Annotated in this window: 10 protein-coding genes; 6 read left to right on the top strand and 4 right to left on the bottom strand. The window is 33.2% G+C overall.

Translation table 11 applies throughout. From position 1 onward, the window contains the following. Window positions 1-298: 298 nt before the first annotated feature. On the bottom strand, window positions 299-1,006 hold the full coding sequence (locus ACNO7W_RS14605) for a hypothetical protein (RefSeq protein WP_417938674.1): 708 nt from the start codon (window positions 1,004-1,006) through the stop codon (window positions 299-301). Between the two features lie 460 nt (window positions 1,007-1,466). Here ACNO7W_RS14605 and ACNO7W_RS14600 point away from each other — a divergent pair, with 460 nt between their 5' ends. The 3 genes from ACNO7W_RS14600 to dnaK all read left to right on the top strand — a co-directional run bounded on the left by ACNO7W_RS14600 (window position 1,467) and on the right by dnaK (window position 4,875). Further along, complete coding sequence (locus ACNO7W_RS14600; protein WP_417938673.1) at window positions 1,467-1,934, top strand: HigA family addiction module antitoxin; 468 nt, start codon at window positions 1,467-1,469, stop codon at window positions 1,932-1,934. Between the two features lie 3 nt (window positions 1,935-1,937). Continuing rightward, complete coding sequence (locus ACNO7W_RS14595) at window positions 1,938-2,576, top strand: nucleotidyl transferase AbiEii/AbiGii toxin family protein (RefSeq protein WP_417938672.1); 639 nt, start codon at window positions 1,938-1,940, stop codon at window positions 2,574-2,576. A gap of 412 nt (window positions 2,577-2,988) precedes the next feature. Further along, window positions 2,989-4,875: a molecular chaperone DnaK gene (gene dnaK, locus ACNO7W_RS14590; protein WP_143386566.1), complete on the top strand. Its 1,887-nt coding sequence runs from the start codon at window positions 2,989-2,991 to the stop codon at window positions 4,873-4,875. A 187-nt stretch (window positions 4,876-5,062) separates the two neighbouring features. Here dnaK and fumC read toward each other — a convergent pair whose 3' ends face one another. Continuing rightward, window positions 5,063-6,460, bottom strand: a complete 1,398-nt coding sequence (gene fumC / locus ACNO7W_RS14585) for a class II fumarate hydratase (protein ID WP_417938671.1) — start codon at window positions 6,458-6,460, stop codon at window positions 5,063-5,065. 247 nt (window positions 6,461-6,707) lie between these two features. On the opposite strand from fumC, the gene ACNO7W_RS14580 reads away from it, so the two are divergent. Next, window positions 6,708-6,878 carry a hypothetical protein gene (locus ACNO7W_RS14580; protein ID WP_143386564.1) on the top strand — a complete coding sequence of 57 codons (171 nt, stop codon included), beginning with the start codon at window positions 6,708-6,710 and terminating at the stop codon, window positions 6,876-6,878. Between the two features lie 49 nt (window positions 6,879-6,927). On the opposite strand, the gene ACNO7W_RS14575 is transcribed toward ACNO7W_RS14580, so the two are convergent. Next, window positions 6,928-9,393 carry a TonB-dependent receptor domain-containing protein gene (locus tag ACNO7W_RS14575; RefSeq protein WP_417938670.1) on the bottom strand — a complete coding sequence of 822 codons (2,466 nt, stop codon included), beginning with the start codon at window positions 9,391-9,393 and terminating at the stop codon, window positions 6,928-6,930. Between the two features lie 96 nt (window positions 9,394-9,489). Then, window positions 9,490-9,831, bottom strand: a complete 342-nt coding sequence (gene arsC, locus ACNO7W_RS14570; RefSeq protein ID WP_143386562.1) for an arsenate reductase (glutaredoxin) — start codon at window positions 9,829-9,831, stop codon at window positions 9,490-9,492. Window positions 9,832-9,938: 107 nt separating this feature from the next. On the opposite strand from arsC, the gene ACNO7W_RS14565 reads away from it, so the two are divergent. Both ACNO7W_RS14565 and ACNO7W_RS14560 read left to right on the top strand, forming a co-directional pair. Then, window positions 9,939-10,886 (top strand): CPBP family intramembrane glutamic endopeptidase, encoded by a 948-nt coding sequence (locus ACNO7W_RS14565; RefSeq protein ID WP_143386561.1) that lies wholly within the window; start codon window positions 9,939-9,941, stop codon window positions 10,884-10,886. A gap of 5 nt (window positions 10,887-10,891) precedes the next feature. After that, a complete protein-coding gene (locus tag ACNO7W_RS14560) occupies window positions 10,892-11,938 on the top strand; it encodes an AMP-binding protein (RefSeq protein WP_143386560.1) in 1,047 nt (348 codons plus the stop codon). Window positions 11,939-11,976: the final 38 nt, after the last annotated feature.

Below are 11,976 nucleotides of genomic sequence, written 5' to 3'. Positions count from 1 at the left end.
ATATAAAGTTAATAAAATTTACAATGAAAAATAAACCCATTTTAGGATTAAGAATTAATGTAAATTTATATCAGGATTAATAACAAAAAGTGTAAACTTTTTTCAGGACGAGACACACTATTCTAATTAAAAAAGTCGTGTCCCGAAGTGTCATAATCATGTTGGATTTTTCATGTTATAATCAAAAAAACCTGTGACAATCCATCTAATCTGTCAAATCTGTGTTCTATTCTAATATATAAAAATTTGTGTCCACACGGTAGGTCACGAGCGGGGCTTAGCAGCTGTTAGTAGCTGTTTAATTTTGGTAAGAAGTGAGTTTACTGTTTTCAAAATATAAATATATTGTGTCATAAACCCATTGTTCATGAGTTCCCCACGAGCCAACTGTACTATTTATTTTATTCGGACTACCAAGTGAAATAGTGGTCATTTCTTGATTCATTCCTATCCAATAATATCCTTTTTTCAATTTCTGATATATGGTTGGTCCATATTTTTTTACGTATATTTTTTCAAGTTTTATTTCTTCTTTTTGTTCACGTTTAATTTTTCTTTCAATCGTTAATCTTTTTAGCTCTTCTTTTTTAGCAATTTTGATTTTTACAAAATCGCGAATCTTATCGTTTTGTTCAAGCCACATTTCGTGCATGTAGCCACATTGTAAACCGATACAAACACCAAAATATTCTTCTCTGTAATCTAAAATCAAAACTTTTTGAGGATTTTGGAATATAGAAATTGGTTCAGCAGTTGGGCTTGGATTTTTTTTCAATTTCGCATTTTGCCGTGAAACAGCAACTAATAATGAATCTGCAATTGACTTTAAAATTATATTGGATTCCAATTCGTTAATTTTTAAATCTATTTTTTTAATTGAATCGGTCAACAAGCCAACTTGGTTAACTAATTTAGTTTTCAAGGTTTGATAACTTTTCACTTCCTCAATATTTTGGGCTTGGGTAAGTGACGTAAAAAGCATTATTAGGATGGAGATTCTATTCATGATGATTGTAAATGGCTACTAACTTGTACATAAGTAATCGGAATGATTTGTTGTCGCATGATAAAATTGATTAATTCGCAGTATCAATACTAGTTGTAACCAACTTTGAAAAAACAAAATACGGCATTATATAATGCTTATTACTTATACTCAACTTAATTGAGCAAATTCAACCTTATTTGGTTAGATATACTCAATAATCTATTTTTCTATCGTTCCGCTAATGTAGTTTATTTATTACGAATTATTCTTGTTGAAATTCCTAAAGTAATCGAATAGAAACAAACTGAAATTAGGAATCAGATTCCCTAGCCTTTAAAATGAAGGAAATGCTTATCTCTTAGATTTTAGTTTTAGTGCCTAACGGCACAATTCAAGCTATGATTTGAATTACTGCATTTGCCATGTTTTTTTAAATGTCAAATTCAAAAGTATAAACAATTTTGTTTACATTTGTGTTATGAAAACGATTGACATCATAAAAGGAATTCATCCCGGTAAAATTGTGGAGCGGGAATTAAAGAAAAGGAACATCAACCAAAGGCAATTTGCGCTTTCTCTTGGTGTCCATCCTCAAACTTTGGGTGCCATAATTAAGGGCAATAGGAGGATGAATGTTGATTTATCTCTTAAAATGGAGGAAAAACTAGAATTAGAAGAAGGTTTCCTGATGACACTTCAAGTTTTTTATGACATAAAGGAAGCAAAGAAAGATAGTAATTATAAACCAGACATTTCAAAATTGAGAAAGGGTATCTTTTGGGATACTGATTTTGATAAAATAGACTGGAAATTAATGAAGGTTTCGATAGTGAAAAGAGTTTTTGCTTATGGGAATAAAACGGAACAAGAAGAAATTACTCGTTTTTATGGAAAAGATGAAGTTTCTAAAATTAATGTATTGCACCCTGAACTACTAACAAGATAGCTTATGTATTGGAATACGGTTTCCCCTTTACTTAAACAAGTTTTAATTGATTTGATGCAAGAAGAATTATTTTCTTCTTTTAGATTGGTTGGTGGAACGTCTTTGAGTTTGCAAATTGGGCATAGAGTGTCTGTTGATATTGATTTGTTTACGGATGCGGATTACGGTTCGATTGATTTTAAGAAGATAAGAAGTTTTTTGGAGAATAAATATCCGTATTGTAGCTCTAGAAATCTTGATAATGTTGCGTTTGGAACTTATTTTGAAGTAGGAAATTCAAAAGAGGATTTTGTAAAAATAGATTTGTATTATACTGATGAATTTATTTTTGATATGATTTCTAAAGATTCTATTAGAATGGCTTCTGAAAATGAAATTATTGCGATGAAATTAGATGTAGTTCTTAGAGGCGGCAGAAAAAAAGATTTTTGGGATTTGCATTATTATCTTGATAAAGTACCTATTGATGAAATGATTTCGTTTTATGAACAGCGCTATCCTTATAACGATTGCTCTACAATTAAAAGTCAATTTTTAAATTTTGAATTGGCCGATGCTGATTTTGACCCGTTATGTTTACTTGTTAAATCTTGGGAGCTTATCAAATTGGATTTTTTTGAAAGTATCAATAGAAATTCCTAATTCCCAAAAAAGACATTGAAACCCAAATGCCCTAGCCCCGATTACTTCACTTTACTTTTATTTTAATTGGAGTTCAGTGAACTTCGTTTGCAATGGAAATCCTTTCCAGTCCTGAACTTGTTTCAGGATCCTGAAACAAGTTCAGGACTGGAAAGATTGCAATGAATAGCGGGAATCAGCTCCCAAAAAGAATTCAGAATAAATCCAAGATTCGGTTAGACTTAGTGTCACATTAAGAATGACAACTTCGGTTATAATGACAAACCCTCTGAAATGTCATCTTGTCAGATTTTTTTACGCCAATTTTAACATAAACTGACAATTTAAGGACGTGTATTGCATTGGCACAAAGATTGACTTATCGACTTCGAGCTATTAAAATGAGTATATAATAAAATTAAATATATTAAAAATGGGTAAAATAATCGGAATTGATTTAGGTACAACAAACTCTTGTGTTTCTGTAATGGAAGGTAATGAAGCAGTAGTTATCCCTAATGCTGAAGGAAAAAGAACAACGCCATCTATCATTGCATTTGTAGAAGGTGGAGAAATTAAAGTAGGAGATCCTGCTAAGAGACAAGCGGTAACTAATCCAACTAAGACTATTGCTTCTATCAAACGTTTTATGGGTCATTCTTTTGCTGAAATCACTGGTGAAGCAAAAAGAGTTTCTTACAAAGTAGTAAAAGGGGACAACAATACACCACGTGTTGATATTGATGGCCGTTTATACTCTGCACAAGAATTGTCAGCTATGACGCTTCAAAAAATGAAAAAAACAGCTGAAGACTATTTAGGTCAGACTGTTACTGAAGCGGTTATTACTGTTCCTGCTTACTTTAATGATGCACAACGTCAAGCTACGAAAGAAGCTGGTGAAATTGCAGGTCTTAAAGTAATGCGTATTATCAACGAACCTACTGCTGCAGCTTTGGCATACGGTCTTGATAAAAAAGGTAAAGATCAAAAAATTGCAGTTTACGATTTAGGTGGAGGTACTTTTGATATCTCTGTTCTTGAATTAGGAGACGGAGTTTTTGAAGTATTGTCTACTAATGGTGATACTCACTTAGGTGGGGATGATTTTGACCACGAAATTATTGACTGGTTAGCTGCTGAATTTTTAACTGAAGAAGGTATTGATTTACGTTTAGATCCAATGTCTTTGCAACGTTTGAAAGAAGCTGCTGAGAAAGCAAAAATTGAATTGTCTTCTTCTACTGAAACTGAAATCAACTTACCTTACGTAACTGCTACAGCTTCAGGACCAAAACATTTAGTTAAAAAATTAACTAGAGCTCAATTTGAAAAATTAACTGACGCTTTAGTAAAACGTTCTATGGCACCAGTTGCTAAAGCGTTGAAAGATGCAGGTTTATCTGTTTCTGATATTGACGAAGTTATTCTTGTAGGAGGTTCTACTCGTATGCCAAGAATTGCTGACGAAGTGGAGAAATTCTTTGGTAAAAAAGCGTCTAAAGGAGTTAACCCTGATGAGGTTGTTGCAATTGGAGCAGCTATTCAAGGTGGAGTTCTTTCTGGAGATGTAAAAGATGTATTGTTACTTGACGTTACTCCTTTATCTTTAGGTATCGAAACTATGGGTGGTGTTATGACAACTCTTATTGAGTCTAATACAACTATTCCAACTAAAAAATCTCAAGTTTTCTCTACTGCTGCAGATTCTCAACCAACAGTTGAAATCCACGTTTTACAAGGAGCTAGAGCAATGGCTGCTGATAACAAAACTATCGGTCGTTTCCATTTAGATGGTATTCCACCAGCACCAAGAGGTGTTCCTCAAATTGAAGTAACTTTTGATATTGATGCTAATGGTATCATCAAAGTTTCGGCAACTGACAAAGGAACTGGTAAATCTCATGATATTCGTATCGAAGCTTCTTCTGGTTTAACTGCTGAAGAAATCGAAAGAATGAAAAAAGATGCAGAAGCTAATGCTGATGCTGACAAAATTGCAAGAGAAAGAGCTGAAAAATTGAACGAAGCGGATGGAATGATCTTCCAAACTGAAACTCAATTGAAAGAATTAGGTTCTAAATTATCTGATGAAAACAAAGTTGCTGTAGAATATGCATTAACTGAATTGAGAATGGCACACCAATCTCAAGACATTCCTGCAATTCAAACTGCTCTTGACAACATCAACGCTGCTTGGAAAAAAGCAACTGAAGCGATGTATGCTCAAGGTGAACAAGGTCAAGGTGAAGCACAACCACAAGGTGGCGAAGCTCAAGGAGACAATGTTGAAGACGTTGAATTCGAAGAAGTAAAATAATAAATTCCTGTAGAGACGCGATGTATCGCGTCTTTGCATTATATAAAGAAAACCGTTCGCCTTTGGTGAACGGTTTTTTTCTTTGGTAAAGACGCGATACATCGCGTCTCTACATCGTAAAATAAAAAGCCCTGCAACATTTCGTTGCAGGGCTTTTTTGATAAAAATGCTGATGTGTCAGCATTAATTATTTTAAGCTTCCAACCATATCTTCCGGTTTAACCCAAGCATCAAAATCCTCTGGAGTTACATAATCCAAACGAACCGCTTCTTCTTTCAGAGTTGTCCCGTTTTTGTGTGCAGTTTGAGCAATTTCGGCTGATTTGTAATACCCGATTTTAGTATTCAAAGCCGTAACCAACATCAAAGAATTGTCAACCAATTCTTTGATTCTTTTGTAGTTTGGTTCAATACCTTGTGCGCAATGTTCGTCAAAAGACATACAAGCATCACCAAGTAATCTTGCTGATTGCAAGAAGTTTGCAGCCATCAATGGTTTGAAAACGTTCAATTCATAATGACCTTGCATTCCACCAACAGAAATAGCGACATCGTTCCCCATAACTTGTGCACAAACCATAGTTAATGCTTCACATTGTGTTGGATTTACTTTTCCTGGCATGATAGAAGAACCTGGTTCGTTTTCCGGAATAAGGATTTCTCCAATTCCTGAACGTGGTCCAGAGGCCAACATACGTACATCATTGGCGATTTTATTCAATGAAACGGCCAGTTGTTTTAATGCACCATGCGATTCTACGATAGCATCATGTGCTGCTAAAGCTTCAAATTTGTTTTCGGCAGTTACGAATGGATGTCCTGTAAATTCAGCGATATATTCAGCTACTTTTACGTCATATCCTTCTGGAGTGTTTAATCCGGTTCCAACCGCTGTTCCACCCAAAGCCACTTCTGATAAGTGAGCCAAAGTATTTTTAACCGCTTTTAAACCGTAGTTCAATTGCGCTACATAACCTGAAATTTCTTGTCCTAATGTCAATGGCGTAGCATCCATTAAATGCGTACGACCTATTTTAACCACATTATTGAATTCAACTGCTTTGGCATGAAGTGTATCTCTTAGTTTTTCAACTCCTGGTATCGTAACTTCGACAACTGCTTTGTAAGCTGCAATATGCATTCCTGTTGGGAACGTATCATTAGAAGATTGTGATTTGTTTACATCATCATTGGCTTTGATGAATTGCTCGCCTTCGCCAATATTAAATCCTTTTAGAACTTGCGCACGATTTGCAACCACTTCGTTTACGTTCATGTTACTTTGCGTCCCTGAACCGGTTTGCCAAATTACCAATGGAAATTCATCGTCTAGTTTTCCAGCTAGGATTTCATCACAAACGGCAGCAATGGCATCCCGTTTTTCGACTGGTAAAACGCCTAAATCGCAATTAGCGTAAGCAGCTGCTTTTTTTAAGAAAGCAAACCCTTCAATAATTTCTTTTGGCATGGAAGCCGATGGACCTATTTTGAAGTTGTTTCGGGAACGTTCTGTTTGTGCACCCCAATATTTGTCTGCAGGAACCTGCACTTCACCCATCGTGTCTTTTTCTATTCTAAATTTCATTGTGTTGTTATTTATAAGTATTAAGTAGTTTAATAGATTTTTAGCCCCGATAGCAGTGAAAATCCTTTTATGCCGGTGTTCGGCATGAAAGATTGTAACGGATAGCGGGATCAGCTCCAAATTCTGAGCCCAAAAATACGGATAATTCCCTTTTTATAAAAATTGATAGGTAGTTTTTGTTAATTTTTATTGGTAAGAAAAGGAATTAAACTTACATTTGTGGCTACATTCAAAAATTCCGGAAAACATGTTTGAATTTTCACAGTACTTAGGCTTTTTACTTTTCTTAACCGTTCTTACAATAGGATTTTGGTTAATGTTTTTTCTTGTTGGTTTCGTATCCTATTGGGTAGGAGGAGCGACTTGGGAAGCATATAAAGAGAAAAGAGCAAAAAAGAAGCAAGAACAATCAGTTTAATCTAATTGTTTCATAAAATAAGGATCCGTGAAAACGAGTCCTTATTTTTTTATCCTTGAAATTCGCCTCCATCGCCATTTTCATTTTGATTTCGCTTAGGCTGTTTCTCTCTTTCGTTTTTCTGTTTATTGAAACGATACGTAAAGGATAAGTTAAACTGTCTTTCTCTCCATTGCATTTCAGAGTAAGAATTTAGTATCCCAGGAAGATTCGTTTCCATAATTCTTTTTCTGGAATTGAATACATCACTGATGTTGAAAGAAAGGGTTCCTTTGTCTTTCATTACATCTTTACTGAACGCTAAGTTGGCAGCAAAATTACCTAAACTTCTACCTTGTGCGTTGTTTTGTGGACCATTATAAGTTGCGTTGGTTTGCCAATCGATTTTGTATGGTAAAGTAACTTTTGATGTTATACGGGTAAACCATGAAGTTGTTGTATTATCAAAATTCTGAACAACTTCATTATCATTAAAATCAACATAAGTAAAATCACCTTGTGTTTCGTTTCTAAAGAAATTGAAGTTTCCATTTAATTTCCACCATTTATAAGGCGAATAATTCAAGGTAAACTCAAATCCAGTTCTGTATTCTGTAGCCAAGTTTATTGGTGAAGCAATGATAATTGGTGTTCCATTTACAAAATCGCCAGACTCTCTTCTTGCAAATTGGAATGCACCGTTAGTTTTGTTCACGTATAATGAAGTGTTGAATGTTAATTTATCCCAACGTTTGATATATCCTAAATCAATAGCATCGGTGAATGCTGGATCTAAATCAGGATTTCCCATAAAAATATTGATGTTACTGGATAAATTGCTAAAAGGATTTATCATTCTTCCTCTAGGTCTTTGAATTCTTCGGCTGTAGCTTATGGAAGCACTGCTTTTATCAGAAATTTCATAAGTAAAAAAGGCACTTGGGAAAAAGTTGTTGTATTTTTTAGTATTAAAATCGTTAGTTGCTAATTGGTTGATTTCTATATTCGAATCTTCAAAACGCAATCCAAAAAGGGCTGAGAATTTATTTACTTTCACACCATATTGAGTGTAAATGGCATTCACTTTTTCTTTGTATTCTAATGTATTGGTGAAGTTGGGATTAATCACTCCATCATTTTCTACTTGGTAATCGGTAACTAATTTAGAGAGATCACCACGGTAACCCGCCTCAAATTGGCTGCCTTTTCCTAATGGTAAAACATAATCTGCTTGAAGTAAATTTCTATTTTGAGTTTGATTGTTTATCGTTTTATCAAATAAAACTGCGCTTGTATTTGTTGCAGTATCAGTAACTAAAGCGCTGTTTTTATCGTCGTTGGCAGAAAACGAACCGTCAATAGTTAATTTGTGACCGTCTTTTTTGAAGTTTTTGGTGAAATTTGTTGCAAACTCGACGTTTTCACTTTTACTGTCTTCTTCGTTAATACGGGTTCGAGTATAGTCGTAAACATAGTCAGCGTTATAATATTTTTGGAAAACATTATCCGTGTTATCGCCATTATTTTTTCTGTAATTAAACGTGTTAGTCCAAGAAGTAGATTTATCTAAATACAATTCTATACCAAAATTCCCATTATGGCCTTTGCTGTATCTGTCGTTTTCTCTATTTTCATTTACATAATTTCGAATCGAATTATCTGAATTTAAATATTCAGTATTTGTCATCATATTTCCAGGGTTACTTCTGTAATTGTAACCTTGGTTGGTAAAAAGATTAAAATTCTTTGATTTATAATTTAAAGTACCGCTCATTCCATAATTTTCTGGATAACCCGTAGAAGCAATGAAAGTTCCATTTAAACCAAGATTCTTTCCTTTTTTCAAAATGATATTCAATAAACCACCACCGCCTTCAGCATCATATCTAGCCGAAGGATTGGTTATAACTTCTACTTTTTCGATTGCATCAGCAGGAATTAAGCGTAATGCTTCGGCTATATTTATGGCATTTGATGGTTTTCCGTCGATAAGCACTTTTACATTTTCGTTGCCACGAAGACTCACATTTCCTTCTACATCTACTGAAACGGAAGGGATATTATCAAGAACATCACTTACAGTCCCTCCTTTCACCATTAAATCACTGCCAACATTGTATATTTTTTTATCTAATTTTATTTCGACAGTAGTTTTCTCAGAGCGAATAACAACCTCATTCAATTGAGCCGCATCTTCATCTAAAGCAGTTGTACTTAAATTAATATTTCCCTGAATGCTTTTTTGCTTGATTTCAGATAATTTGAAAGAGATGAACTCTATTTTTATGTCATATACACCAGGAACCACATCGATATCGTATTCTCCTTTTGCATTTGTAATTCCTCCGGCAAGTGCTTTTGGATTTTTAGTATTTATGAAAGTGATCGTAGCGTATTCTAATGGTTGCTTGCTAATTTTTTCAATTACTTTTCCGCTTACTTTTACTTTTTGTACAGGGCTGGATTGCTGTGCAAAATTTATTAGGCTTGTAAAAAGGAATGCAAGCGCTAAGAGGGTTTTTAATTTTTTGGGCATTTTTGTAGTTTTAGTTATGCTTTTTAGATTATAAAAATTAAGTTTGGTTTAATGAGGGAATCATAAAAAACTGTTAATTTAATTTTTATAATTTAATTAGATAAAATCTTTCACATGATCTAATTCTCTTCCTATTATTGCTTTGTTTCCTTTGATAACAATAGGTCTTTCAATTAGAATGGGATAAGTAACCATGGCTTGAATAATTTCGTCATTGGTCATTGGTTTATTTTTGAAATTTTCTATCCAAATTTTCTCTTTTTGACGCACTAATGCAAGAGGTTCAAAATTTAGTTTTTGAATAAGAGTTTTCAATTCATCAAATGTGGGAACGTTGTCAAGATAATTAATGACTTCAACCTCTTTTTCTGATTCTTTTATAAAAGCCAGACAGTTTCTTGATTTTCCGCAACGCGGATTGTGGTATATTTGTATCATCTATAATTTTTTTGCGAAGTAAAGTAATTTGAAATAAAAATCTTATTTTGGTGTAATAAAAATAAGATTCGTTAAACTTATTTAAATCATAATTAAACAAAAAGTATATGTTCATAGAACAAGGGATAAAGTCTGAGAATAAGTTTTGGAAGTACATTGTGGGCTCAGTAATAATTATTTTTGCTTCTCTTTTAGGTCAGGTACCTTTACTAATAGCTTTGTTTTATGAAATATTTGTAAATGGAAAAAAATATCCCTCTTCTAATGAAGATGTTATGACATTTTTTGAGCCTAACATGACATTGTTTTTGATATTGATTTCATTCGTTTTTGCGATGCTAGGAATTTTCTTTGTTATCAAATATTTGCATAATCAAACGATGCTTTCGATAACGACATCCAGATTGAAAATGGATTGGAGCAGAGTGTTTTTTTCGTTTTCTGTTTGGTCAATTTTTACAATTGTTTCAACAGTATTGTTTTATTTTTCAAATCCAGATGATTTTATAATCAATTTTAAACCCATTCCATTTGCAATTTTAGCTTTAATAGGGACATTATTAATACCCATTCAAACCAGTACTGAAGAATATATTTTTCGAGGTTATTTGATGCAGGGTTTTGCTAATCTCGCTAAGAATAAATGGTTTCCTTTAATTATGACTTCTATTATTTTTGGCGCTATGCACATTTCAAATCCAGAAGTTTCTAAAATTGGGAATGTTATTTTTGTGTACTACATAGGAACTGGATTATTATTAGGAATAATTACTTTGATGGATGAAGGAATGGAATTAGCGTTGGGCTTTCATGCTGCAAATAATTTAGTTAGTGCTTTATTAATTACTTCTGATTGGTCAGCGTTTCAGACACATTCTATTTTTAAAGATGTTTCGGAACCATCAGCAGGTTTAGATGTTATATTGCCCGTTATTATTATTTACCCAATACTTTTATTTATCTTTAGTAAAAAATACAAATGGACAAACTGGAAAGAAAAATTAACAGGGAAAATTGAAGAACCAACGCCTTATAATCATTTAAAATCAATATAATCACCATGGATAAAATCACTTACAAAAACGTGAATAATCATTTTAAGCTAAATGGATTTCATCTGAATCGAAAAGATTTATGTAGAGTAGCTTACAGTTTTATAAAAGAAGGTGAGGAACACGAAAAATCTGTTGGGGATTTTATACTCGATTGGTTTGATAAAAAAAGCTATATCGAATTAAACACATCGGGAACTACAGGCAGTCCGAAAATTATTCAAATGGATAAACAAGCCATGATAAATTCGGCTTTAGCTACAGGCGATTTTTTTGATTTACGTCCTGGAGATAAAGCATTACATTGTTTGCCAACTAAATATATTGCTGGAAAAATGATGTTTGTCAGAGGCTTTATTTTGGGTCTTGATATGGATTTTGTAGCACCAAGTTCGCATCCCATGTTGCATAATGATACTAAATATGATTTTGTTGCGATGGTACCTTTGCAAGCACAGAATTCGTTGAAGGAATTAAAAAACGTAAAAAAAATGATTGTTGGTGGTGCTAAAATGAGCAAATCACTTGAAAACAGTCTTTCTAAATTGAGTACTAAAGGATATGAAACGTATGGTATGACAGAAACCATCACCCATATTGCTGCCAAGAAAATAGGAGGAAAGGCATTCTCTGTTTTGCCTAACATAAAAATTTCGCATGACGATAGAAATTGCCTGGTGATTGATGCACCAAAAATTTCTGAAGAAAAAATAGTAACCAATGATTTGGTTGACTTGATAAATGAAAATGAATTTATTTTTTTAGGTCGTATTGATAATGTGATAAATAGCGGAGGAATTAAACTGATTCCAGAACAAATTGAAGAAAAACTATCAAATAAAATTCATTCAAGATTTTTTGTGACTGGAATTCAGGATGCTACTTTAGGCGAAAAATTAGCTTTAATTATCGAAGGTGAAAAACAACTTTTGGACGAAACTATTTTTGATGGTTTAGACAAATATGAAAAACCTAAAGAAGTATTTTATGTTTCAAAATTTATTGAAACACAAAATGGGAAAATAAAAAGAAAAGAAATTCTGGAGCGTATTTAGAATATTCTATTTATTTGGATATAAAAAAGCATCCCGTT

The organism is Flavobacterium sp. ZB4R12 (assembly GCF_048276375.1).
In the GTDB taxonomy this organism is placed as follows: Bacteria; Bacteroidota; Bacteroidia; order Flavobacteriales; family Flavobacteriaceae; genus Flavobacterium; species Flavobacterium gawalongense.
The sequence above is the reverse complement of the archived record's forward strand: the minus strand, read 5'-3'. Positions and strand labels throughout refer to the sequence as shown.